The 24,004-nt window shown below is 64.5% G+C and carries 27 protein-coding genes; 7 read left to right on the top strand and 20 right to left on the bottom strand.

The features are described 5' to 3' along the window. Positions 1-30: 30 nt before the first annotated feature. On the bottom strand, positions 31-999 hold the full coding sequence (locus tag V5A38_RS04385) for a phosphoadenosine phosphosulfate reductase family protein (protein WP_332324531.1): 969 nt from the start codon (positions 997-999) through the stop codon (positions 31-33). A 184-nt stretch (positions 1,000-1,183) separates the two neighbouring features. On the opposite strand from V5A38_RS04385, the gene V5A38_RS04380 reads away from it, so the two are divergent. Further along, positions 1,184-1,501, top strand: a complete 318-nt coding sequence (locus tag V5A38_RS04380) for a hypothetical protein (RefSeq protein ID WP_332324530.1) — start codon at positions 1,184-1,186, stop codon at positions 1,499-1,501. A 6-nt stretch (positions 1,502-1,507) separates the two neighbouring features. On the opposite strand, the gene V5A38_RS04375 is transcribed toward V5A38_RS04380, so the two are convergent. Then, a complete protein-coding gene (locus tag V5A38_RS04375) occupies positions 1,508-1,879 on the bottom strand; it encodes a hypothetical protein (RefSeq protein ID WP_332324529.1) in 372 nt (123 codons plus the stop codon). Then, positions 1,876-2,352 carry a hypothetical protein gene (locus V5A38_RS04370; protein ID WP_332324528.1) on the bottom strand — a complete coding sequence of 159 codons (477 nt, stop codon included), beginning with the start codon at positions 2,350-2,352 and terminating at the stop codon, positions 1,876-1,878. The genes V5A38_RS04375 and V5A38_RS04370 overlap by 4 nt, the downstream gene beginning before the upstream one ends. 222 nt (positions 2,353-2,574) lie before the next feature. Between V5A38_RS04370 and V5A38_RS04365 the strand changes: the two genes are divergently transcribed. From V5A38_RS04365 to V5A38_RS04355, 3 genes are read left to right on the top strand one after another with little or no spacing between them, the layout of a single operon-like run. After that, positions 2,575-3,591 (top strand): ABC transporter ATP-binding protein, encoded by a 1,017-nt coding sequence (locus V5A38_RS04365; protein WP_332324527.1) that lies wholly within the window; start codon positions 2,575-2,577, stop codon positions 3,589-3,591. Next, positions 3,579-4,610 (top strand): oligopeptide/dipeptide ABC transporter ATP-binding protein, encoded by a 1,032-nt coding sequence (locus V5A38_RS04360; protein WP_332324526.1) that lies wholly within the window; start codon positions 3,579-3,581, stop codon positions 4,608-4,610. Before V5A38_RS04365 ends, V5A38_RS04360 begins: the two co-directional genes overlap by 13 nt. Positions 4,611-4,615: 5 nt before the next feature. Beyond that, the gene (locus V5A38_RS04355; protein WP_332324525.1) at positions 4,616-4,813 is read left to right on the top strand and encodes a hypothetical protein; all 198 of its coding nucleotides are present in this window, start codon (positions 4,616-4,618) and stop codon (positions 4,811-4,813) included. Between the two features lie 5 nt (positions 4,814-4,818). Here the strand turns inward: V5A38_RS04355 and V5A38_RS04350 are convergent, their stop codons facing one another. The 8 genes from V5A38_RS04350 to V5A38_RS04315 all read right to left on the bottom strand — a co-directional run bounded on the left by V5A38_RS04350 (position 4,819) and on the right by V5A38_RS04315 (position 11,698). Next, positions 4,819-5,088 carry a hypothetical protein gene (locus V5A38_RS04350; RefSeq protein WP_332324524.1) on the bottom strand — a complete coding sequence of 90 codons (270 nt, stop codon included), beginning with the start codon at positions 5,086-5,088 and terminating at the stop codon, positions 4,819-4,821. Beyond that, positions 5,085-5,654 carry a hypothetical protein gene (locus tag V5A38_RS04345; protein WP_332324523.1) on the bottom strand — a complete coding sequence of 190 codons (570 nt, stop codon included), beginning with the start codon at positions 5,652-5,654 and terminating at the stop codon, positions 5,085-5,087. The genes V5A38_RS04350 and V5A38_RS04345 overlap by 4 nt, the downstream gene beginning before the upstream one ends. A 3-nt stretch (positions 5,655-5,657) precedes the next feature. After that, positions 5,658-5,927, bottom strand: a complete 270-nt coding sequence (locus V5A38_RS04340; protein WP_332324522.1) for a hypothetical protein — start codon at positions 5,925-5,927, stop codon at positions 5,658-5,660. 1 nt (position 5,928) lies between these two features. Continuing rightward, on the bottom strand, positions 5,929-6,900 hold the full coding sequence (locus tag V5A38_RS04335; RefSeq protein ID WP_332324521.1) for an ABC transporter permease: 972 nt from the start codon (positions 6,898-6,900) through the stop codon (positions 5,929-5,931). Next, the gene (locus V5A38_RS04330; protein WP_332324520.1) at positions 6,897-7,895 is read right to left on the bottom strand and encodes an ABC transporter permease; all 999 of its coding nucleotides are present in this window, start codon (positions 7,893-7,895) and stop codon (positions 6,897-6,899) included. Before V5A38_RS04330 ends, V5A38_RS04335 begins: the two co-directional genes overlap by 4 nt. A 191-nt stretch (positions 7,896-8,086) precedes the next feature. Then, positions 8,087-10,057, bottom strand: coding sequence for an ABC transporter substrate-binding protein (locus tag V5A38_RS04325; RefSeq protein ID WP_332324519.1), 1,971 nt, complete (start codon positions 10,055-10,057; stop codon positions 8,087-8,089). Between the two features lie 635 nt (positions 10,058-10,692). Beyond that, complete coding sequence (locus V5A38_RS04320) at positions 10,693-11,253, bottom strand: hypothetical protein (RefSeq protein WP_332324518.1); 561 nt, start codon at positions 11,251-11,253, stop codon at positions 10,693-10,695. A gap of 103 nt (positions 11,254-11,356) precedes the next feature. After that, positions 11,357-11,698 (bottom strand): glutaredoxin family protein, encoded by a 342-nt coding sequence (locus V5A38_RS04315; protein WP_332324517.1) that lies wholly within the window; start codon positions 11,696-11,698, stop codon positions 11,357-11,359. 240 nt (positions 11,699-11,938) lie between these two features. Here V5A38_RS04315 and V5A38_RS04310 point away from each other — a divergent pair, with 240 nt between their 5' ends. Next, positions 11,939-12,286, top strand: a complete 348-nt coding sequence (locus V5A38_RS04310; protein WP_332324516.1) for a MarR family transcriptional regulator — start codon at positions 11,939-11,941, stop codon at positions 12,284-12,286. Here V5A38_RS04310 and V5A38_RS04305 read toward each other — a convergent pair. From V5A38_RS04305 to folP, 6 genes are all read right to left on the bottom strand, one after another. Continuing rightward, on the bottom strand, positions 12,283-12,462 hold the full coding sequence (locus V5A38_RS04305) for a hypothetical protein (protein WP_332324515.1): 180 nt from the start codon (positions 12,460-12,462) through the stop codon (positions 12,283-12,285). The two genes, V5A38_RS04310 and V5A38_RS04305, sit on opposite strands and share 4 nt — an antisense overlap. 425 nt (positions 12,463-12,887) lie before the next feature. Then, a complete protein-coding gene (gene psmA / locus V5A38_RS04300; RefSeq protein WP_332324514.1) occupies positions 12,888-13,640 on the bottom strand; it encodes an archaeal proteasome endopeptidase complex subunit alpha in 753 nt (250 codons plus the stop codon). A 4-nt stretch (positions 13,641-13,644) separates the two neighbouring features. After that, positions 13,645-14,124 (bottom strand): Rpp14/Pop5 family protein, encoded by a 480-nt coding sequence (locus V5A38_RS04295; protein ID WP_332324513.1) that lies wholly within the window; start codon positions 14,122-14,124, stop codon positions 13,645-13,647. Then, positions 14,121-14,732 carry a class I SAM-dependent methyltransferase gene (locus V5A38_RS04290; RefSeq protein WP_332324512.1) on the bottom strand — a complete coding sequence of 204 codons (612 nt, stop codon included), beginning with the start codon at positions 14,730-14,732 and terminating at the stop codon, positions 14,121-14,123. The genes V5A38_RS04295 and V5A38_RS04290 overlap by 4 nt, the downstream gene beginning before the upstream one ends. Continuing rightward, a complete protein-coding gene (locus V5A38_RS04285) occupies positions 14,729-15,505 on the bottom strand; it encodes an RNase P subunit p30 family protein (RefSeq protein WP_332324511.1) in 777 nt (258 codons plus the stop codon). The genes V5A38_RS04290 and V5A38_RS04285 overlap by 4 nt, the downstream gene beginning before the upstream one ends. Next, entirely contained in the window at positions 15,502-18,072 is a 2,571-nt protein-coding gene (gene folP / locus V5A38_RS04280; RefSeq protein ID WP_332324510.1) for a dihydropteroate synthase, read from the bottom strand. The genes V5A38_RS04285 and folP overlap by 4 nt, the downstream gene beginning before the upstream one ends. A 192-nt stretch (positions 18,073-18,264) precedes the next feature. On the opposite strand from folP, the gene V5A38_RS04275 reads away from it, so the two are divergent. After that, positions 18,265-19,509: an adenosylhomocysteinase gene (locus V5A38_RS04275; protein ID WP_332324509.1), complete on the top strand. Its 1,245-nt coding sequence runs from the start codon at positions 18,265-18,267 to the stop codon at positions 19,507-19,509. 35 nt (positions 19,510-19,544) lie between these two features. Here the strand turns inward: V5A38_RS04275 and V5A38_RS04270 are convergent, their stop codons facing one another. The 3 genes from V5A38_RS04270 to V5A38_RS04260 are packed head-to-tail and all read right to left on the bottom strand — an operon-like array spanning position 19,545 to position 23,043. Then, on the bottom strand, positions 19,545-20,327 hold the full coding sequence (locus V5A38_RS04270; RefSeq protein ID WP_332324508.1) for an energy-coupling factor transporter transmembrane component T: 783 nt from the start codon (positions 20,325-20,327) through the stop codon (positions 19,545-19,547). Continuing rightward, complete coding sequence (locus V5A38_RS04265; protein ID WP_332324507.1) at positions 20,320-22,203, bottom strand: energy-coupling factor transporter ATPase; 1,884 nt, start codon at positions 22,201-22,203, stop codon at positions 20,320-20,322. Before V5A38_RS04265 ends, V5A38_RS04270 begins: the two co-directional genes overlap by 8 nt. Positions 22,204-22,248: 45 nt before the next feature. Continuing rightward, entirely contained in the window at positions 22,249-23,043 is a 795-nt protein-coding gene (locus V5A38_RS04260; protein ID WP_332324506.1) for a QueT transporter family protein, read from the bottom strand. Positions 23,044-23,156: 113 nt separating this feature from the next. On the opposite strand from V5A38_RS04260, the gene V5A38_RS04255 reads away from it, so the two are divergent. Beyond that, positions 23,157-23,966, top strand: a complete 810-nt coding sequence (locus V5A38_RS04255) for a hypothetical protein (protein WP_332324505.1) — start codon at positions 23,157-23,159, stop codon at positions 23,964-23,966. The last annotated feature ends 38 nt before the right edge of the window (positions 23,967-24,004 follow it).

Here is a 24,004-nt window from a genome sequence, read left to right as displayed (position 1 = left end):
TGAGTCAGCTGGGAATCGTGCTGCGGGCGTCTACATGTAGCCCAGGTCGCGGAGGCGTTCCATGAGGTCCTCCTTGTCCTGGGCCCGGCCGGCGCGCTCGGTCGTGTTCTCGAGGTCCTGGTGCCACGCGGGCTCGGCCTCGCCTTTTTCCGTCGACACCTCGCTGCCGAGCGACCGGAACCCGGCGTAGTATTTCGGCGAGATGGGGATGTCATCCTGCGTGACCCCCTCGGGGAGGTCGTCGGCGTCGTCCGGGATGTACCCCTCGTCTGGGTAGCCCTCGACGGTGTCCGGCACGACGTAGTGCCAGAAGCAGTCCCAGACCGCGCGCTCGTCGAACTGGAGGATCGGCTGGATGCGGTCGTGAGGCGGGTAGATATCGGGGTCGTGCCGGGGGCTGAAGAACGTCTCGTCGGCGCGGGCATCCTGTTCGTCCCAACGCACACCCGAGATGATGCCGTCGATGTCGTGCTCCTCGATAGCGTTGTTCAGCGGCACCGTCTTCAGTAGGTGGTTACCCACGTAGGTGTCGAGCAGGAACGGGAACGTCTCCTCCTCGTACTCCAGAATGTTCCGGATGTGGTGACGGTTCTGCTCGTTCAGCTCCGAGATTTCGATGTCGTCACCCGGGACGAGATCGTGCTCGTCGACGTACTCGCCCACGTCCTCGTTCCGAGCGAAGTGGACGTCGAGGTCCCACTCGTCCGCCCAGTGTTCGACGAAATCCATGAGTTCGTCGAAATGCTGGTAGTGGTCGAGGAACACTGCCGGCGGCACCGCCAGGTCGTGACGCTCGGCGACCTGCTTCACGAAGTAGAGCGTGAGCGTGGAGTCCTTCCCACCGGTCCACATGATGGCGGGGTTCTTGTACTCCTCCAGGCCCTGTTTGGTCAGTTCGATCGCTTTCTCGATCTTGTGCTCGAGGCTCGGGTAGTCCGCCGGGGACTCGCCCTCGCCGTCGGTGTAGTCGACGTTCAGATAGTCGGGGAACTCGCTCATCGGTAATTACATCTCATTACCTTCGGCCTGAAATGTTTTGTGGAGTGTGGCGAACTCGCTGCATGAAACCCGTTCACAAGGTCACTCTCGACCGACCAGGGTCGATGATGCGCTTTTGCGGACCACAAACTGTCGCACGCTGATTCACCGACATGGATAAACCGCGCTATCGAATACGGTGGGTATGGACAGACGGATTCCCAACTTTTTCGGGTCGACCCTCCTGCTTTTCGGCGCGTTCGTCATCGGTGAGGGGCTTCACCGCGTGTTTATCCAGGGGACGCTGTCACCGACGTCGCTCCCGTTCGTGTTGTCACTCGGTTTCGGCGGCGTGCTGCTCTACGCGGGCTGGCGGCTCGAAAACCGGTTCGACCCGTCGACGTACGTTCCCGATGCTGAAGACGAGGACGAGGAAGAGGAGGAGTTCGACGAGTCGATGTCCCCGATCGGTGCCGACCAGCTCGCGGGGCGTGACCGCGACGACTCCTACGACGGGGAGTAGCTGAACTTACTCCAGCATATCCAGCAGGCCCGCACAGAAGTAGCCCGTGAGCAGCAGCGTGAGGACGTACGCCCAGGGAAATAGCAGGAACGTCCACATCTGCCACGCGGCGAGGTCGATCGGCATCCCGATCACGTAGACGCTGACGGCAGTGAGCGCGATTTCACTGAGGAGGAGCCCACCAAGCACGCTGAGTAGCGTCGTCCCGATCGCTTCGTCGACGAGCCGTTTGTTCGCCTGGAAGTACGCCACGACGCCGACGAGCGCCGAAAGCCCGTAGGCAAGCGTGTGAAGGGAACTATCACCGACCGCGGCGGTGACCGCCGCGCCAGCGATGGCGAGAACCAGGAACACCGCGTAGGTGGTCCGTCGGATCATCCGTCAACCTCCCCGGTGAAGGAAACCGAGAACTGTGTGTCCCTGAGTTGCACACTGTGTTGGCCCGTGACGGTCACGGTTCCGTCGTCCAGCACCGCCTGGAGCCCTTGGGCCTGATCGTCGCTGAGTGCAAACACGTACTCGACGTTCACAGCGCCGCGAGCGGGGATCGTCTCGGGGATCTCGTCGTGATTCACGATCGGCCCGTAGGCCAGTCTGTCGCCGTCCGCACTGGCCGCCATGTACGCGCCGTTCAGGTCAAGCGTGAACCGCGTGGGGTTACGGATCTCGACCTGCAGAACGAACTCTCCCTCGGCGACCTCACCGGAGCGAATCTCCGTTTCGATCTGCTCCGCGACGATACCGGCGTCCTGGAAATCTCCGAGCGTCTGTGAGTAATCGACGACCGAAACACCGCCCAACAAAGCCAGCGAAACTGTAAGGACGAAAAACGCCTTGTTCAGCCGATGCATTGTCCGTATGCATGATGGTAACTCGGAAAAAGGGTCCGATATCGACAACTCCCGACGGTTCGTTGGGTGAGCTAGCGGTCCTGTCACACGGCGCCGGGACCCCGCTGCCGTCACCCAACGCTTTTTTATGGGCGCATGATTGCAATATCCATGTCACTCAGGTGCATTCGCCGCGCCGGTGGTCGAATTGACCACCATCCGGTGGCACGCTATAAATAAACCATGAGCCTGTTAGATATAAACGACCTCGGTGTTCGCTACTCCACGGATACCGGTGAAGTCCGGGCGGTAGACGATGTGAGTTTCCGTATCCAGGAGGGAGAGACGTTCGGTCTCGTCGGCGAATCCGGCTGTGGGAAAACCACGCTCGGAAAATCCATCCTCAGACTGCTCGACGAGAACGGATACATCGCGGAAGGGGATGTGATGTTCAAAGATAAGGACTTGGCCAGTCTCTCTCCCAAAGAGATCCGGGACGTCAGATGGGCGGAGATCTCGACGATCCCCCAGAGTTCCATGACCGGGTTGAACCCGGTGTACAAGGTGGGAGACCAGATCGTCGAGGCCATCCTCCGCCACGAGCCCGAGACGTCGGCCGAAGAAGCGTACGGGCGGGGCCGAGAGCTGCTCGAGCGCGTCGGTATCGATGGCGAGCGCGCCGATGACTACGCCCACGAGTTCTCCGGGGGGATGAAACAGCGCGCAATGATCGCGATGTCCATCGCCTGCGGCCCCGACCTCATCATCGCCGACGAGCCGACGACGGCGCTCGACGTCATCATCCAGGACGAGATCCTGGCGGAGATCGAGGAGCTGCAGGAAGAAATGGGGATGTCGATGCTCATCATCAGCCACGACATCAGCGTCATCGCCGAGACCTGCGACCGTGTGGGCGTCATGTACGGGGGGAAGATGATGGAGGTCGGCCCGACCGACGAGGTGTTCTCGAGCCCGTCGAACCCCTACACGATGGGACTGAAGAACTCGTTCCCCAGCATCGAGCAGGCCGGCGACACACGCCTCGTCTCGATTCCCGGGTCACCGCCATCGCTCACGAACCCGGATGCCGGCTGTCGGTTCCGGGCACGGTGTCCGTTCGCGGTACCGGAGTGTGACACAAGCCACCCGTCGATGTTCGACGTGAAAGGCAATCCTGAACACAACTCCGCGTGTTACCGGCTGGACGAACTCGAACATCTGCAGGCGGAGTCAGAGAAGGAGGAAACATGGACCCGATAATCGAAGCCACGAACCTGAAGAAGCATTTCGGCGGGGAGAAAGGCGTCATGGACACGATCCTGGGGAACGAACCGACGTCGGTGAAAGCGGTCGATGGCGTTTCGCTCTCGGTGAACGAGGGGGAGATCGTCGGCGTTGCCGGGGAGTCCGGCTGCGGGAAAACGACGCTCGGAAAGCTACTCGTGAGCCTCCACGAGCCGACCGAAGGGGAGGTGTCGTTCCGCGACCGGACCTACCAGGAGATGACCGGGGAGGAGCGCAAGGAGTTCCGGCAACAGGTCCAGATGATCTTCCAGGACCCCTTCGAGAGCCTCAACCCCCGCTTTACCGTCGCGGACATCGTCACCGAGCCGCTCAAGATCAACGATATGGGCGACAGCTACGAGGACCGGCGCCAGCGCGCGATTACCGCGCTCCAGGACGCCGGGCTCGAACCCGCCGAGCAGTATCTCGAGCGGTTCCCGCGGGAGCTCTCCGGTGGTGAACAGCAGCGCGTCGCCATCGCCCGCGCGCTCGTCGTCAACCCGGACTTCATCCTCGCTGACGAGCCAGTCTCGATGCTCGACGTTTCGATTCGAGCAGGCGTGCTGAATCTGATGAAGGAGCTCCGGGATAAGTACAACCTCACCTACGTGATTATCAGCCACGACCTCTCGCTCATCCGGTATATGTGTGACCGGACGGCGATCATGTATCTCGGAGATGTCGTCGAAATCGGTGAGACGGAGACGGTCATCAACGAACCGAAACATCCCTACACGGAGGCGCTGCTCGACGCCGTCCCGGTTCCGGAACCGAGCGGTGGCCGCAAACGGGCAAACATCAAAGGCGAGATCCCCTCGCCCGAGAACCCACCATCGGGCTGTAAGTTCCATCCCCGCTGTCCGGAGTATATCGGGGACATCTGCCAGGACGTCGACCCCGACTTCCGCGAAGCAGACACCGGACAGCAGGTGGCCTGTCACCTCTATGAGGAAGACGAGACGAGTCGACGCAGAGTAACACAGCCCGAGAGCTGAGGCCCGTGGGTACAACCGGTTGGGTCGCGACGCTGACGTTCCTGCTGGCCGTTCCAGTGAGTATCTGGCTCTCGTTGCAGGGCCATTACCTCGGGTTCTACTCGTACGGGTTCGTCCCCATCGTGTTCGGCATCATCGTGGCAGTGCTGTTCGGCGTGCTGCTGGTCGTCGTGTTCCCAAAACTGAACGAACGTGGCTGGTAACGGGCCTACCTGGCACCGGGGGCAGGCCCTGAGAGCGTCGCCACGAACAGCGAGAGGAAACTGATACCCATCAGGACGATGCTGGCCGGCACCGCGATGTCATCAGGGACGCTCATCCAGAGCTCCCGCGCGAACACCAATCCCAGCCCCAATATTCCGGTGATGTACGCGAGAACCGTCAGCACGTACTGCCGACGGGTCGAGTCGATCAGAATCGAGATCACTCGATCCGTGACCGTCTCTCTCGAGCCAAGCCGTTGGGGGGTTCGTCTCATATCCAGAGATCTTCGTACGTCGCGGGGACCGGTTCTTCGAGCACGTTCAGCGTGAGCTGGACGAGCCCCTCACGGAACTCTTCGTCCGGGAGTTCGAGCCCTGGAGGGGCGGACTCCGTCGGAGCTGGGACCACCCTGTCATCGCCCGACTCGTCCCACGTCGACAGGCCGACCGATACGTCGGTTTTGTGGTCGTAGATTGAGAGGAGGAACTCCCGGTCCTCCCCGTCCTCCGCCGAGAAGACCACCTCGAAGAGATACTGCCAGGTCGAGACGTCGCGCTCACCCATCTCACTCCCAGCAGCCCAGACGTCGACATTGGGTGTCCCGAACAGTTGGGTCAGCCGATACAGGGCCATGCCAGTTCCCGGTTCGACCACCAGCCCTCGGTTGAGAGACATCGGGAGGTCGACCGTCCGTAGCACGTCCCCGTCCTCGAAGCGCTCGTCGATCGCCGCCGGGTCGACCGGGCGCATGTCGAACCGCTCGAACCACCCGAGTTTCTCCTCCTCGTAGCCGTACGTGTCTTCTCGGTCGAGGTTGTGTCCTGGTTTCGCGCCAAACATGGGTTACCAGCCCCCAACCTTCGCGCCCATTCGCAGGGTCAGGAGGCCGGCAATCATGAACAGGAACGAGAGGCCGCCCGTCAGATAGCGGTCCTCTGCCGACGCGAAGTAGGGCGCCGGCGGCGACGTGTTCATCGCCAGAAACAGGATCGTAAACGCCATCCCGAGGGCGAAAATCGCCATCCCGAGGACCAGTGTAAGCCAGAACAACCGCTCTCGGTTTCGCTCGATGATTCCTCCTTCGCCCGTCGATGTCTGTGTGTTCGTGCTCATCTTACTCAGTGTGGGGGTTCATGACGTCTTCGAGGCTGTAGCCGACGAAGTAGAACGCCGCCGAGACCAGCGTGATCATCAGTCCAGGCGGGATCATCCACCAGAGCGCGTCGAAAACGTGCCCCGTGACCTGGACCCACTGGAGCATCGTCCCCCACGAGACCTCCGTGAAGTCAGACAGCCCGAGGAACGCCAGGCTCGCCTGTGTGAGGATGGCAAAGGCCGCGTCCTGTGCGAGGTAGACGAACGCCAGCGGGAGCACGTTCGGAAGGATGTGTTTGAACACGATCCGGTTGTCCGACGCGCCCGCGACTTTCGCCGCGTCGATGTAGGAGCGTTCCTTCAGTGACAGCGTCTGGCCTCTGATGACGATGGCGTTGTTGAGCCAGGATTTCACCGCGATGGCGATGATGATGTTCGTCGTCGAGACGCCCCGGAGCGTCACGAGGACGATAACCAGCGGCAGGAACGGCAAGCCGTACATGACGTCCACGATCCGCTGAATCGCCTCGTCGATCCACGTGTCGCCGTAGAACCCGCTAATCAGGCCGAGTGGGACGCCGACGAGCGACGAGAGCAACCCGGCTGCGAGCCCGATATATAGCGCCGGTCTCGACCCGTGTATCAGCTGTGTGAGGACGTCGTGGCCCTCCATATCCGTCCCGAGGGGTGCGAAGTACGGGTCACCGAACTTCGGCGGTGCGGGATGGGAGATCTCCGCGCTCGCGATGTCTTCGAGCGTCTTCTCTTCGCCCTCCTGCTCGATCTCTTCCGGTGCCTGCCAGTCGAGCGAGTGCGGCGCGATGTACGGGGCGAACACCGCCATCGAAATCATCGACACGAGGATGATGAGACCGAGGACACCCATCTTGTGATTGGTGAACCGGTTCCAGCCCCTGTCGATCGACTGGACGATCCCCTTGTTTTCGTCTTTGATTCGTTGGAAGAACGACTTCTTGGTTTCGCTGCTCATTGTGATTCACCGAATTTGATTCGCGGATCGAGATACGTGTAAACGATGTCCGTCACCAGGCGCATACCCACGATTAGCACGCCAAGCATGAAGAACGAGGCAAGCGCCACGGGGAAGTCCCGGTTCGCGATCGCGTCGACGAGCATCAGCCCGATACCGGGCCAGGAGAACACCGTCTCAACAATGACGCTCCCGTCAATGACGAACGCGATACCGACGATGGCCTGTGTCGCCACCGGGATGAGCGCGTTCCGCGCCGCGTGTTTGTACTTGACCGTCGTCGGTGAGAGCCCTTTCGCACGTGCGGTGTAGATGTACTGTTTGTCCAACACCTCTTGCATCGACGTCCGGGTGACCAACATCGCACCTGCCCACCCGACGACAACCAGCGACATCGCCGGGATGAACAGGTGATAGAGGATGTCCCCGACGAGTTCGACCATCGTGAACTGTGATTTGAACGCCGTCGTCATGTGGGCGGCGGGGAACCAGGAGATACCGACCCCGGGGTAGGACAGCACCAGCAGCAGCATCCACGCCATCCAGAAGAACGGCACGCTGTAGAGCGTCAGCCCGGTCGTGAAGCCGCTCTTGTCGACCTTGGTTCCCCGGTTCCAGCCGAAGTCGATGCCGATGAGGATCCCGATGGTGTACTGCATCAGGAACGCGGTCATGAAGAGGACCAGCGTTCGCGGTAGCCGACGAATCACCATCGCGGTGACGGGCTCTGCGTTCTGGAGCGAGTAGCCGAAGTCACCGACGGCGTAGCTCCCCACCCACTTGAGATACTGTTTCCAGAGCGGGTCGTTGAGGCCCCACTGCTCCCGGACGGCCTGGATGTCCGACGCCTCCATGTTGGGGTTGATCAGCAGCGACGCGAAGTCTCCCGGCATCGCCTTCAGCAGCAGGAACAGCAGCGTCAGCAGTGCCCAGACGACGAGCACTGAGACGGCCAGTCGTTTTGCGAGATACTTGAAGCTAATTCTCGTTGCCATCTATTTCACCTCAGTCCCCCGGTTCGTTCGTTCGATTCCGTGTCTTCGTTCCATGTTCATGCTTCTCACGAGTCACACTGATAAACGTATTCTTCGCGGTTCCTGCATCGCGCGCAGCATCGAAGAGGCGCGGGAGGAAACCGACCCGCCCGAGCTGGTTCGGGCACTGTCCAAGCTCTCCTATCAGGCGGTTATCCCATCTTGTGGACGTTCGGCCAGGTCAACTCGTTGGTCACCCCGCCGACGGCATTGACGTGGCCGGTCCACGCGTTCGTGACCGGCTGGAGGATGCTGTCGTAGTTCGTGACGAGCGTCGGCGCGTCGTGCCAGATCTGTGCCAGGATCGCCTGGACCACTGGCTGCCGCGGTTCGAGCTCCATCATGCCTCCGTTCATATCGATGTACTCGTCCGCGCCGGTGTAGGCCATCGGATTGAAGCCGCCATCGCCGATCCCGTCGCTGCCGAAGAACGAGGAGTAGTGGTCGTTGGTCACCGTCAGCCCCGTCCAACCCATCTCGAACATGTCGAAGTCGTGGTTCTGGTAGACCTTCGGGAGCTGGGAGTTGAACGACTGAACCAGTCCACGGGCCGGGATGCCCGTCTCCTTGAGCACGGCGAGCCAGTTCGATGCGCGCCGGGCGCCCAGCGGTGAATCGGATGGCGGGTTGTAGCTCATCTCGAGTGGCCCCTGCCCTGAGTTGCCGTCGTTGTCCGTGTGTGCCTCGTCGAGCCGTTCGCCGTCGACGTGCAGCATCTTCCCGTCGGGGGAGGTGATGACGTCGCTATCGGCCTCCTCGAACGTGTAGTCGTACGCCGCATCGTCGGCCTCCGTCAGGAACTGCCGCATCTCCTGCATGGCCTCGTCGTTGAGGTTGGAGTTCCCGCGAGTCGCCTCGGGGAACAGCAGGTCAGGCATGTCGATCGACACACTGTCATCGTTCGGGAGTGTGCCTTCGTGCGTGTCAATCTCTTCGGGCACGTCCGGTCGCCACGCGTCGAACACCGGTGGCGTCCCGTAGTCTCCCTTCACGGCGCCGATACCCTTGTAGAGGTCCTCGACGACGAACTCCCAGTCGAGGGCCTTGACGAGGAACCGGCGGAACGTCTTGTCGTCGAAAGGCTTCCGGCGCATGTTCCACGAGTGGTGCGCCCAGCCGTCGTCGGACCCTTGTATAACGTCGAGCTGGTCGTTCTCGGTCGCCTGCGCCGCCTTGTCGACCGGGAGAGAGCCGTAGGTCTGGTCGATCTCGGCGTTGAGAAGCGCCTGGTGGAGCGCGTTCGCAGAGCCGAAGATCTCGATACGGAGCGCGTCGATGAACGGGGCGCCTTCGTCGAGGAAGTCCCAGTCGTCGAGCCACGGCATCATCTCCGGGTCCCGCATCTCGAGTTCGTACCAGTTCTCCCAGTTGAAGTCGCCGAGCTGCATCATGCCGGAGCCGACCACACCGGCGTCGTCTTTCCGGGGGTTGTACTTGCTGTAGTCGTCCACATCTCCCCAGATGTGCTCGGGCATGAACGGCACCCCGAGAATGCTGGTCGCCCAGCCGGCGTCCTTCTCGCTCAGGTAGAACTCGACGTCGTGGTCGGCCCCATCGCCCGCGACCTCGACTTTCGAGACCGAGCTAACCTCTGAGGCCGAGATGGAGCCCGCCGGCTCCTGCTCCTGGATGTACTCGATGGAGAACTTGACGTCCTCAGCGGTAACCGGTTCCCCGTCGTTGAACATCAGACCCTCCTGAAGCGTCGCCGTCATCGTCGGGTTGGAGTCGCTCCCAACGTTATCGACGTTTAGCGACCAGTCCGCGAAGCCATACGGGATGACCTCCTGGGTTTCCGGGTGGAGCGTCGTCCCGTAGCAGTACACCGCGTCGAGGACGACGAACGCGTACGCCGTCCCCGTCGCGAGAATGTTCAGGTTGTTCGGCGGCGAGGCCATCCCGAAGGTGTACGTCCCACCCTGCATGGGCTCACCGCTCGCTTCGGTGTCGGTGTCGGTGTCGTCCATGCCACCGTCCTCGGTATCGGTCTCGGTCGAGGTGGTCGCTTCGTCTTCCTGCCCCGAACAGCCAGCCATCCCAACGGCGACGCCGGCGCCGACGCCACCGATGAACTTTCGTCTGTCGATGCGCCCTTCTCGCGAAAAGTCCTTATTTTCTGTCATATATTTCCGTTTACTGCGGTATGACGCCTGTATGGCGTTATGGAAGCATACGACAATTAGTGTATAAGCCTTTGGGTGTTGGATGCAGGGCCCTGTCACGGAGGTAAAATGCGCCAACAGCCTTGTTGTATAAATAGCGGGTCAGCTAGAATTTGTGCGATGTCCTCCAGCTATCGGTTGCTGACAGCAAATCCGATGGTCGCGCGCAGGGACGACATGAACGGCCAGTCCGACTATCCCACATCGGAATCACCGAGATAATGAACACCATGGGATACCAGGTAAAATCGGTAAATGACCAGCTCGAACGCGGCTGCGATGGGCCCACCGAGAGCTTTTTTCGCCGACGCGATGAGGCGGTTTACCTGAATCTGTCACCCGAGACTCCCCCGGCCTCCCGACAAGTGGTCGGTCGGTGGAGGGGCACCCGACGGACAACGATGCCTCCTCGGCAACGGTGTCTACGCCGTGGACAGGCCGTGTGTCGGTCGGTTCACCGCCTCCGCGAACTCCCCCACACAGGCGAATCTGTCCGCTCGTGGGCTTTTCCTCAGGGGGTAGCGATGTAGCGAAACCGATCCAGCAAAACAGAATGCGCTGTCGGACCGCCGTCAGAGGAACCGGGCACTGCAGCGTTAGCTGATGAACTTGTTGTCGCGCCAGTCCACGCCACTGTCCTCACCGTTGCCCTGGCGAGGGTTCTCGACGACTTCGACGCTTGCGGGGCGTTCCTCGCCCTCGACAATCCGGACGGCCTGCAGGTCGCCGTCCTTCTCGAGGACGGCAGTCAGGGTGCCTTTCTCCGAGCGGAGTGCGATCTCCCGGAGCACGAGAAACATCGGGAAGCGCAGCGCGCTGTTCTGGAGCACCGTCTCGCGGTCGCCCTTGAAGCAGGCGAACTCGACGAGTTCGGAGGGGATTTCCTCCTCTTCCTCATCTCCCCACGTCGGGGCGGTTTTGGGCGGCTCCTCCTCGTAGACACGCGTTTCCGAGACGCTCGCTTTCAGCTGTGCGGTCGGGGTGTATTTCCCGATATCCGCGTCGTCGGAGATCGCTTTCAGAATCAGCGTGTTGTTCCTGCGGGTCAGATCGACATCGTCGATTTCGGGTGGGAGCTCCGGGTCTTCGAGGAACTCCTCGACGTCTTCGAGCGGCAGTTCCAGTGTCGAATGGAGTCGGAATACGCGTCCAGGCATGTGTGGGATGGTGTTGGGGGGGTGGGTCCCTGCCGGCGGCAGGGCGTCGACGGCTCCTTGGTGGTTCTACGTGTTCGGGACTTTTAGCTGTTATTAGGTCGGTTCAGGCGGACGAACGGACCTTCTCGGCAAGCTCGTCTCGCTCGTCCAGTTCCGCCAGGATGTCACTGCCGCCAATGAACTCGCCGTCAACGAACGCCTGCGGGATGGTCTCCCAGTCCGACTCCGCTTCGAGCGCTGTCCGGAACTCCGCCAGCGCGGGAAGGACGTCGACCGTCTCGAACTCCGCGCGGTACTGCGAAAGCAGCTGAACCGCGCGCTTGGAGTAGCCACACTGGGGCATCAGTCTGTTTCCCTTCATGAACAGCACCACTTCGTTCTCCTCCAGTGCGGTCTCGACCCGTTCGCGGGCCTCTTCTTCGGTCAGTTCGCTCTGAAAGCTCATTCTATGATAGCTTTGGGGAGTGGCGCGGTTAACGGTTGCGCCAGCTACCGAGCGACGCGAACGTCGAGGCTTTGAGACGCTGAATCCCCAACTCTGTGACGGTGGGGAGCCTGTTACCCCGATTCTGTTCGCGGGAGGAGTCCCGACAGCGGCTGGTTCGGAGGTGCGCGTGCCCCCTCGGATCGTGCACCGGACGCCGTCGAAGACAGGGTTTAACCACACTGCGATACACCACATCCCATGAGCACTGCGGACCTCGACCTCAGCGACGACGAACGCCGGGCGCTGGAACTCGTCCGGGAAACGGGCGGTATCTACCAGAGCGATTTCTGGAAGGAGCTGGATTTCTCCTCTCGGAAAGGCAGCCGCATCGCCGACTCGTTGCAAAATGAAGGCCTGATCCAGCGGGAGGAGGCCGTTTACAAGGGACACAACACCTACCTGCTCAAGCCGCGCAAACGCGACCTCGATTTTTCGCTGCTGATGGCCGGAGATATGCTCACGCCGTTCATCGGCGAAGAGGAGATCGATCCGCAGTCCGACGCCTTCTCCCAGTGGTTGATGAACCTCGCATACGAGGAGTATTAACGTAATCGCGGCGCGTGACCGACGACGACCGCCGTGTCGCCGTCTCGGAGCCAGTGGGCGCGATTCGATTCGAAGCCGATTACCGTTACGAGCGCGTCGTTCTCGTTCGCCAGCCGGACCGCTCCGCGTTCTGATGATGCGGTCTCGTCAATCCACTCCCGCAGCGCGTCCGTCATCCAACTCCCCAGCCTCTGTCGCTGGTACACCGGATGCACAACCATCTCGAAGATGTGTTAGACAGTGTCACCGTCCCCGACGACGCAGGCCATTCCGACGACCCCTTTTGCCGTCGGCGTCGCCATCGTCGCTGTCCCGCTCGGCAGCCATACCGGTCGCGGTCAGGGTGACGACGGAGCGGCTGTTGGGAAGCCCGGATTCGACGGCGCATAGTGATTACTGCGAGTCTGTCCCGCCGTGACCGTCCGTGTCGGTGATGGGAGCCCCTGAACCGGCGGCGTTCGACACCGTCGATGCACCGATTCGCCGTAATCACTATCAATCGAGCGTTCGGACATCCCTCCACCGTTGCTGCGGGCCAGAAACCGGTCGAATTCAGTCGTGACTCGCGGAGTTCCTCCGGCGGCGAAAAACCGAGTTGCGGTTACTCTTCGTCAGTCGCCTGGTCGGCGTGGATGTCACGCGCTTTCAGCCGCTCGTCGATCTCTTCCGGCGGGAGCTGGACGTACTCCTCGGTCTCCACGTCGATGGTGGCGAGGTCGACGCCGATACCGGTCAGTTCGCCGTCGTTGATGTTTGCAAGTGCCGAAAGCGCGAGGTCGACGCCCTCCTCCAGCGTCATCTCCTCGTCGTACTCCGCTTCCAGGTGTTCACGGATGTCGGCGCGGTTGGCGCCGATAGAGAGCGCCTGCCACTGGTAGGGCGTGCCGCTGGGGTCGCTCTCGAAGAGGCGCGGCTGCCCGTTCTTCACGCCGCCGATGATGAGCGAGACGCCGAACGGGCGAGCGCCCCCGTACTGGGTGTACTGCTGGATGAAGTCAGTCACCGATTTCGAGAGCGTCTCGATACCGATGGCTTCGCCGTAACGCAGCCGGTTGACCTGGGCTTGCCGGCGCGCCATGTCGATGAGCTTTCGCGCGTCGGCAACGTGGCCGGCGCTGGCGATACCGATGTGATCGTCAGCCTTGTGAAGTTTCTCCACCGAGGACGGTTCGATCATCTTCGAGCGCCGGCGCTTGTCCGCTGCGAGGACGACACCCTCCTGCGTTCGGACGCCGATACTTGGCGTGCCGCGCTTGACCGCCTCGCGGGCGTACTCCACCTGATAGAGACGTCCGTCAGGCGAGAAGATAGTGGTACCGCGGTCGTACGCCTGCTGTTGGGATTGCCCTTGCATAGATTTACTCGAAATCGCGAACCGTCGCACCGATGAGCCCCGTCGGCCCACGGACGTCGAGCGCGCCGTTCCGACGCCACGCCGGACAGTCTGCGCCCGCGACGGTCACGTCACCTTGTACCGAAATTCCGGTACCGCTGCCTAAATACTTTTCCGAACAGGCATCGATGGTGCCGGAGACGCCGCTGACGCGCAGCCCGACAGGATGGCCGTCGACCTCGTCGAGGCAGGCAATCGCCGCGCGTGCTGCATCAACCTCACCGCGACGCACCCGGACGATTGCGCCCCCGCCACCCTCAGATACTGAGAACCGCATCACCTGCAGGTCTGCGTCTGCGCCACCCGGGTCGCCCAGCAGGTTCTGGCCGGCGAACCAGAGTTCCCGCTGGAACCCGCGGCGACCGACCGTCGCAGTTGGCCACGTCTCGATAGCGACGGCGAGATAGCGCCATCGCGGCTGGTGGTGTTTCGGGAGGTGTTTCATCGGTCGAGGCGGTCGGCCACGATCACGCCGAACTGGTCGCCGATGAGTTCACTCGCCGTCACGGCGAAGCCGGCATCGGTCAGTGCGTCGACGAGCACCCCGACAGTCGCCGGGTCGTCGACCGCAGGGGCGTACCGTTCCTCGCCCTCCACCACTGGCGCCGAGAGCATCAGGTCGCCGAGGACGAATCGCCGTGGCTCGAGTCCGGTGATCCCCTCGATTGCCTCGCGCTTCTCGGCGTCCGAGAGGTGGTGCATCGCGAAGTTCGTGACGACCACGTCGACCGGTTCGTCGACCTGAGGCTCCCGGAACCGTCCCTCACCGAAGCTGACGTTCTCGTGGCCTCCCGAGTCGGCCTTGCTGCGGGCCTCTGCAAGCATCCCCTCGCTGATGTCACGGCCGATAACGCTGCCTGCCTCGGTCGCGAGCGCCAGTGCGATGGTTCCCGTACCGGTGCCGAGGTCGAGCACTGTCTCCTCCGGCCCGGGGTCGGCGGCCTCGATAACCAGCGATGCGCAAGCAGCGTACTCGTCGCTGTCCTGTTCCTCGTCGTACTCGCTCGCGACCTGTGAGAACCGCGCGGCGTGTTCCTCGATCGGGCGCTTCATTGTTCGTCTATCGCTCGTTCGACCCCCGGGGAGATGAACGACTCGGAGCGACGCTCCCGGTTTCTGGCCGCAATTCGGCCCCATTCGGCGAGCCCCTGCTCCATCGCACCCTCCTCGAAGCCGATCGTCTCACCGAGCGCCGCGAGCTCCCGCGGTGCGCGTAGCTGGAGCTGCGAGCCGGGGTTCGCGCTCACGACGTAGGGCGCATCGTAGTACTCCACCAGCTCCCGGAGTTTCCGGAGCTTCCGAAGATAGCGTACCCGAGTGCCGCCGTCGGCACGCAACACCGGTCCGAGGTCGAACTCCACCCGGACGCTGTGGTCGACCGCCGCCTGGACGATGACGTGGTTCACATCGCCGTCACCGGTGAAGGGCCGGCTCAGTACGTCCACGCGGTCCTGCTCGACGGCGAACCGATTCAGCGCTGGGGAGCCCCCGCGCACGGAGAGAATCGTGCACTCGTCTCGGTGGGTCCCGACCGCGCCACTCGCAGCCTGCGAGTCGGGAGCGTCGATTTCGATGCCCCGGACAACGTCGATACCGTAGCGCTCGGCCAGCTCCGCGGCGTCGTACTCGGCCTCCCCCGTGCGGATCACCACGCCATCGAAGCCATACTCCACAGCGGTTTTCGCGTAGCGCGCGGCCGTGGCAGTGCCCGCCTCCCCGTCCGGAGCGGGCCGAGCAGCACCGGTGGGGGAGGCATGAACGGCCTCGTAGGGGCCGACGACTGCTGTTTCCGGTGCCTGTGTTGCCCGCCCCTCGTCGTCGCTCACGACTTCTCACCGCCAGCGACCCACTCGGGGTTCTCGCTCGCCGCGGCGACGTTCACCGCAGCGACGTTCTCGGCCACGTCGTGAACCCGGACGATATCGGCGCCGTTCCGGGCGGCGATGGCCGTCGCAGCGACAGTCGAGTTCGGGGCGTCACCCGCCGCCTCACCGGTCACCTCGAACATGGATTTATGAGAGTGGCCGAACAGCATCGGACAGCCAAGCGCCGTGAACTCCCCGAGTCGGCCGAGGAGTTCGAAGCTCTCCGCGGCGCTCTTGCCGAAGCCGAGGCCGGGGTCGACGATAATCTGCTCGCGGTCGACACCCGCCTTCTCCGCAGCGATGAGTCGCTCGTTCAGTTCCCGTATCGTCTCCTCGACTACGTCGTCGTACTCCACCTCGCGGTCTGGGTCGACCGGCACGTCGATGGAGTGCATCACCACGACCGGAATGCCCGCCTCGGCGACGACGCGGCGCATCTCCGGGTCCGTCAGTCCGGTAACGTCGTTGATGATGTCCACACCCGCATCGATCGCCGCGTGGGCCACCTCGGGCCGGCGGGTATCGACCGAAATCGGGCAGTCGAGACTGTCGAGCCGCTCGATAACTGGAAGGACGCGGTCGAGTTCGGCTTCGACAGACGTCGGCTCCGCGCCGGGTCTGGTGCTCTCGCCGCCGACGTCGATGATGTCGGCGCCCGCCTCGACCATCGTCTCGGCGCGGACGACTGCGTCGTCGAGAGTTGCGTACGTCCCGCCGTCGTGGAACGAGTCCGGCGTAACGTTCAGCACGCCCATCACGGCGGTCGTCTCGCGTTCGCTCCCCGGCTCCTCCGGCTCACTCCAGGGATACTCGGGCTCGGACGGGCTGTGCTGGATACCCAGCTCCGTGCGAAGCTCTTCGCCTAACCCTGCGAGCCCCCAGGGCTGCCCGCGGAGTTTCTCGGTGAGTCGCTTGAACTGCGCCATCGTCCCCGAGAGCACCACGTCGTGGAGTTCGCCGCCAGAGCGCAGTCCCGAGGCCGAACACTCTCCCCCCAGCGAGAGCATCTCCTGTTTGAGGTACTCGGCCTGGCGCTCCTGGACCCGGGTGTGGAGCACCCGGTGGTCCACCTTCCCACGCATCCGCCAGACGCCCGGCTGGGACACCTGCGCGGCTTCCAGCACGTCCTCGGCCGCCTCGATTGAATCGACGGTTTTGGGCACCTCCAGCCGAGTCCACGTGGTTCGCGCCTCCGCGACGGCGAACAGCGAGCCACAGAGCAGAATCGCGTCGGCGGCGTCCGCACGCTCGCGAGCCAGCGAGAGGGCGTTCGTGACGGAGCCGGTCGCTTGCACCTCGGCGTCGACGGTGTTTTCCAACACCGTCGCGAGCACCTCGGAATCCTCCGCCCGATCGATCGCCGGCTCACAGGTCGTCACGGTCGCGGCCTCGGGCAGCGCGTCCGCCATCTCCGGAATATCCTTGTCGTGCATCGCCGCGAAGACGAGATGGCAGTCGTCGTAGTCGAACGTCCCCAGCGTCGAAGCGAGCGTTTCGCAGGCGTCGGGGTTGTGTGCGCCGTCGAGCACGATGAGGGGGTCGCGCTCCATCACCTCGAACCGGCCGGGCCAGTCAGCGCGGGAGAGCCCCCGTTCCAGCGCCTTCCGGTCGACAGCGACCTCGAGTTCGTCGCCGACCTGCTTAGCGAGGACGCAGGCAATCCCCGCGTTCCGTGCCTGGTGCTCACCGAGCAGTGGGATATCCGCGTCGACGCGCCACTCGTCGGCCGCGACGCCAACGGAGGCGTGCTGGTGGTCGACCCGACCGCGGTACTCCACGAGCACATCCGGATGCGCATCCTCGTCGGCGGTTACCCCCTCGCCGCTCCAGTCGTCGTCGCCGACGGTGATGACACCGGGCGACCGTGTTCCGACGGGGAGTTCGCCGAGCTGCGCCCGAACGGCCTCCAGCGCCGTTCCGGCGGTGCCGGTGACGAGCGCCCGGTCCTCGGGTGCGACGTAGGCTTTCGTGCGGGCGATCTCCTCGATGGTCTCACCGAGAACGCTCGTGTGCTCCAGTGAGACGTTGGTCACCGCACTCGCCACCGGGTCGACGGCAGACGTGGCGTCGAACTCCCCGCCCATCCCGACTTCCAGCACGGCCACGTCGACACCGGCCTGCTCGAACCGCCAGATGGCCATCGCGGTGACCACCTCGAAGAACGTCAGTGGGTTGCCATCGGCGGCCCGCTCGACGAGCCAGGGTTTGATCTGGTCGACGAACGTCGCGACGGCCGAGCGAGGCATCTCCCGGCCGTCGACCCGGATGCGCTCGGTGAGCTGTTCGAGATGCGGGGAGCTGTACAGCCCGACCGTCAGCCCGGCTTCCCGGAGCACTGACTCGACCAATCGGGCGGTGCTCCCCTTCCCGTTCGTGCCACCGACCTGGACGAAGGCGGGACCATCACCGTCCTCCGCGACTGCGTCGGCGCCGACCTCCGCGAGCAGGTCCCGAACCGACTCCACGCCGGGTTCGACACCGAATCGCCGCAGATCGAAAAGGAAGTTCGCCGCCTCGTGATAGTGCATACGCGATGTTGGGACGGGTGGGCGCTTTGTCGTTACGGACGACGACGCGCTCTCCGGTTCAGTGGGCCGAACGTTTTTGTCAGTACACTCAACAGTCAGTACCGATGATCTGTCCCGCGAGTTCGCTTGCCCTGCACCAGGCTCGGTAGCCGCGCCGGTCGCTTTTTAGCGTCGCGCACAGATACCGAACCTGTGTCATCCACTGATTCAGACCCGCTCGCCTGGGCGCGGGACTACACCCCCGTCCTCCAGTCGCTCGGCGACGAACACGAGGCGACTGAACCGCTCGACGGCAACACCATCGGCCTCGCAACTCACATGGAGGCCGTCTCGGGCTGTCTCGTCGAGGCACTCAACCGGGCAGGGGCGGAGGTGCTGTTCACCGCCTCCGAACCCCAGTCGACTCACGGCGCCGTCTGCGAGTATCTCGATAGCATCGACGGCATCACCGCCTACGCCTGGGAGGGGATGACCGACGAGGAGTTCGAAGCGGCCCAGCACGAACTGCTGGAGGAGGCGCCGGAGTTCCTGCTCGACGACGGCTGTGAGCTCATCTCGAAATGCCACGCCGACCACCCCGAAGTTGCGGCGACTGTCATCGGCGGGGGTGAACAGACCACCGCCGGCATCACCCGATTGGAGGCGATGGAGGCCGAGAGCGTGCTCGAGTTCCCGGTCTACGGTGTCAACGAAACGCCGATGAAGCAGTTCTTCGACAACGTCCACGGCACCGGCGAGTCCTCGCTGGTGAACATCTCCATCACCACCAACACCGTCATCACGGGACAGAACGTCGTCGTCGCGGGCTATGGCTACTGCGGCCGCGGCATCGCCCGGAAAGCCCGCGGGATGGGCGCCCAGACCATCGTCACGGAGGTCGAACCCCGAAGGGCGCTGCAGGCCCACATGGACGGCCACCGCGTCATGTCGATGGGCGAGGCCGCCGAAATCGGCGACATCTTCATCACCAGCACCGGCACTCGTGACGTAATCCGCCGCGAGCATTTCGCGAAGATGACCGACGGCGCCCAGCTCGCCAACGCCGGCCACTTCGACGTGGAAATCGACCTCGACGGACTGGAAGCGTACGCCGAGGAGGTCACCGAGCCGAAAGAGGGCATCACCCGATATACCACCCCCGACGGCCGGCACCTCAACCTGCTCGCCGACGGCCGTCTCGTCAACCTCACCGGCCCAGCCAGCGAGGGACACCCCGCCGAGATTATCGACACGACCCACGCGATGATGTTCGTCACCGCCCACGACCTGCTCACCCGGGAGCACGACCTCGGGCCGGGGCTCTACGCGATTCCGGACCGACTGGACCGCAACGTGGCCGAGCGCAAACTCGACACGCTGGGCATCGACATCGACGACGTCACGCAGGCCCAGGCGGAGTACGCCGACTCGTGGCGCCACGAGGAGAGCAGCTTCTGAGCGGGCGTCGCTGACGAACTCGCGCGCTGGCAGTTTTAGAACGTCCCGATACCCATCGACGATGCCGCGACGGCGGCGACGCCGACGACGACTGTGAGCGCGACGACTGCCCAGTCCCGCGCACGCAGCGTGGACGACTGGTAGAACGTCCGCTCCCGCCGGGTGTCGAACCCCCTCGCCTCGAGCGCCATCGACTGGGTCTCGACGTTGCGGAACGCGGTCATGAACACCGGCACGAGCAGCGGGACGAAGCTCCGGATGCGCTCGATGGGGTTGCTCGCCGAGAGGTCGAGTCCCCGGGCCTCCTGGGCCTGCCGGACCGTGCCGGCGGCGCCGAGGAACGTCGGGAACAGCCGCAGCGCGGTGCCGACGGCGAAGCAGAACGCGTAGGGGAGGCCGAACTCCCGCATCCCCCGGACCAGCTCCTCGTTCGACGTGGTCGAGACGTACGCCAGTCCGCCGAGGATGAACGTCGCGATGCGCAGCGAGCGCCCGGTCGCGAACAGCGCCTGCCTCTCGGAGAGGAAGACGGGACCGACGTCGACCAGCACCGCACCGCCGGGGTCGACGAAGCCGGGCCAGACGACCAGCCCGACCACGAACAGCGCGACGACGATGACCCAGATGCGGCGGAGGTTCCGCAGCCCCTTCCCCGCCCAGAGCGCCACGAAGCTAAGCAGGAACGGCACCCCGACGAACGCCGGCCGGCCGAAGACGTACGCCGGGACGAACAGCGCCATCGTGAGGAACAGCTTCGACCGGGCGTCGAGGCTGTGGAGGAACGTGTCGGCGTCGACGTACAGCGAGGCACTACTCATCGTCCACCCCCGAGGCTGCCCCAGAATCCACGCCGACCGGCGCCGCGTCCACGAGCGCGTCCCGCCCGCCGAGCGCCGTCACCAGCTCCTCGGCCGTCAGCGCCGTCGGCGCCTCGCCCCGGACCTCGTTCGCACACTCCGCGGCGTGGGGCGCGACGAGGTCGTACTCCGCGAGCGCGTCCTCGTCACCGAACAGCTCCCGCGTCGGCAGGTCGTCGGCGACGGCGCCGTCGCGCATCACGACCGTGCGCGGCGCGTAGCGCGCGACCGTAGCCATGTCGTGGGTCACCATCACCACGGTCACTCCCTCCTCGCGGTTGAGCTCCGCGACGAGGTCCATGAAGCGGCGCTGCTGGGTCGCGTCCAGCCCGGTCGTCGGCTCGTCGAAGACGATGACTTCCGGGTCGGTCGCGAGGATGCCTGCGAGCGCCACCCGTTGGCGCTGTCCCTTCGAGAAGGAGAACGGGTCCGCCTCCTCGAGCCCGTCGAGTTCGACGGTCTCCAGCGCGCGCTCCACTCGGCGCTCCAGCTCCTCGCCCTCGAGTCCGAAGTTCTTCGGGCCGAACGCCACCTCCTCGCGCACCGTCTCGGCGAAGATCTGGTGGTCGGGGTTCTGGAACACGTAGCCGACCTCGCGGCCGATCTCGCCCATGCTGTACTCGGGGACGGGCCGACCCTTGTAGGTCACCTCGCCGGCGTCGGCCTCGTGGAGCCCGTTGAACTGCTTCGCGAGCGTGGTCTTCCCGCTCCCGTTGTGGCCCACCAGCGCGACCACCTCGCCCTCGCGGACGGTCAGGTCGACGTCATCGACGGCTTTCACGGGGCCGCGGTCCGTCCCGTAGGCGAACTCCACGCCCGCGAGCTCGAACAGCGGCTCGCCGATTTCGATCCCCGTATCAGCCGGCGCGCCGTCGCCAGGGTCCTGATACGTCGCGTCGCTCGCCTCGATTCGGGTGACGGCTTCCGCTGGAGAGAGCGGAACGTCTGCGTCCGGCCAGCCCAGCGCGTCGAACGCCTCGACCATCGGCGGCGCCGCGACGCGGGCTGCCTCGAGCGCGTCGGTGTCGGTGAACACCTCCCGGATGGGGCCGGTGCGGTACGGCCGGCCGTCCTTCAGCAGCACCGCGTGGTCCGCGAGCAGCGCCTCCTCGACCTTGTGGGTCACCATCGCGATGGTCTCGGGCCCGCCCCATGACTGGTCGTCGGTCGCGGAGTCAGAACCCTCCCTCTCGGACGCAAGCGTCCCGACGAGGTCGACGATCTCGCGCGTCCCGCGCGGGTCGAGGTCGCTCGTCGGCTCGTCGAGCACCAGGAGGTCGGGGTGGGTCGCGGCGACCCCGGCGAACACGAGGCGCTGTTTCTGCCCGCCCGAGAGTCCGGCCGGCTCCCGGCGCCGGTCCAGCTCGTCGAGCCCCGCGAGCGCGAGCGCGTCGTCGATGCGTGGGCCGATCGCCGCCGTGGGGACGGCGAGGTTCTCCGGGCCGAACGCCACCTCGTTCTCGATGCTGGTGCCGAACAGCTGTGACTCGTAATCCTGGAGCACCATCCCCACGTCCCGGGCCATCTCGCTCACGCGCGTCTCGGTGGCGTCGACCCCGAGGACGTCCGCTTCGCCGCGGAACGAGCCGTCGATGAAGTCCGGGATGATGGCGTTGAACGTGCGGAGGAGGGTGGATTTGCCACCCCCAGAGGCGCCCATCACGACGGTGAACGAGCCCGCTGGCACGTCGAGGTCGACGCCTCGGAGCACCGGCCCCTCGCGTTCATCCGGGTCCGCCTCGCCCGCCAGTTCGTCGGCGTCGGGGAGGGTCGCGTCGCGGGCGTACGAGAACACGACATCCCGGAGCCGCGCGGCGACCCCGTCCCTGGTAGTCATCGGTTCGGTGAGAGCGTTGACGGCCGATAGCCGTTTCCCTTTCGGTCAGGCGCCCCGGACTACGGCCGAGACCGCCTCACCGGCGAGATACGCCGCGCCGACCGTGACGAGGAAGCCGACAGCGCCCAGCCCTATCTGGAGCGTCGTCCCCGGCGCGCCGCCGATGACGAAGACGCCGATACCGATCCAGACCAGCGGTACCGCGAACAATGCCCAGGCGCCGGTCTCGTTGGCCCGCCCCGGGAGGTCCTCGCTCCGTAACACGTCGGGGTAGAGCAGCCCCATCTCCTTGATGCGCGGGTAGGTGAGGTAGAACAGTGGCGGCCCGAGCACGAGCGCCGACACCGTGTTGTTGGTCAGGATGATGGGTGCGAGCACCGAGAACGGCACGAGCCCGAGCGCGTCGACGACCCAGGCGATGATGGCCGCACACGCTGCGGAGGCGGCGACGACGACGACCACGTACTCGGCGAACTGCTGCGCCTTCGACTCGCGGAAGTCGGGCTCCTCGCCGCTCGAGAGCGGACCGAGGTTGCCCCAGAGCTTGTAGCCCACGAGACCGAAGAAGAAGTTCCCGAGGAAGCCGCCGACGCTCCCGGGGCCGAACGTCCCCCCGAACACGTCGCCGATGAGGTTACCGATGGCCGATCCCCACGCCGCCGCCGGGCCGAAGAGGATACCGAAGAACACCGGCAGCACGTTCGCCGGCCGGATACTCGTCAGCCCTGGCAGGATGGTGAACACCTTGAACGGGATGAGCAGCGCCGCGTACACCGCCGCGACGACGGCGACCAGCATGACCATCCGCGTATCGCGCCACATCGTGAGTAGTTCTCGCATGGACGGCTGTACCGGTCATGCAAGAAGGTAAAAAAGTATCGGGCGCAGCAACGATATTCTGGCCACGTTCGTGCTGAAGAAAGGATTTTGGTGCCGGGATGGCCAGTTCGGCCATGGTCACCCGTCGTGCGTTCGTCGCCCTCCTAGGCGCCGGCCTCGCGGGCTGTTCGAGCGGGCCGCCAGCGAGCAACGATCACTCCACCACTGCCGCTTCGAGGAGTCCCACGACCGACGCCGGCCTGGAGCCTGGCGAGAGTTACACGACCGACGGCGGCGAAGTCGTCGTCGCCGATCCCGCTGTCCGAAACTCCATCGTCTCGCGGTCCGTTGCCGGGAGCAGCACCCACCCCGACGTCGGCGCTCACAAGGGAGCACAGTTCCTTGTAGTCCGACTCAGCGGGGCACCGGCGGAGGAGTTCGCCGTCGAGGCCGACGGACAGGCCATCGATGGGAATCGCTACGAGCCCATCGAGCCGGACGCAGGGCTGACCGCCTTCCAGGTCACCGTTATCGAGGCGGACACGGCCGCTGTCGTCTGGACCGGCGGCGACGAGCCCGTGCGCTGGGAGCTCCCGGACCCGGTCGTCGACGCGATCGGGAAGCTCCCCAAGTTCGAACTCCGGGAATTCACCATGTCCGACAGCGTTTCCCCCGGCGAGCCGATCGAGACGACGCTCACCGTCGCGAACGTGGGCGAGCGCGACGGCCGGTTCCTGGCCGAGCTCGGCGCCGTCGTGATGTCGGACGTCGGCGAGGTCTGGTTCGACGTTCCACAGGGCGAGACCGTGACAGCGGAGTTCAGCCTCACCCCGTCGATTTACACGCCGATGGACGGCTCCGGCGACGAACTCACCGTCGTCTGTGACTGGGGGAGCGACAGAGCGGAACGTACCGTGAAGGTCGTCGAGGAGACGGAGAGCTGAACCGGCTCAGTCGTGTCGGAACGCGCGCTGCCCGGTCA

This window comes from Halolamina sp. (assembly GCF_036626355.1).
Classification (GTDB): domain Archaea; phylum Halobacteriota; class Halobacteria; order Halobacteriales; family Haloferacaceae; genus Halolamina.
The sequence above is the reverse complement of the archived record's forward strand: the minus strand, read 5'-3'. Positions and strand labels throughout refer to the sequence as shown.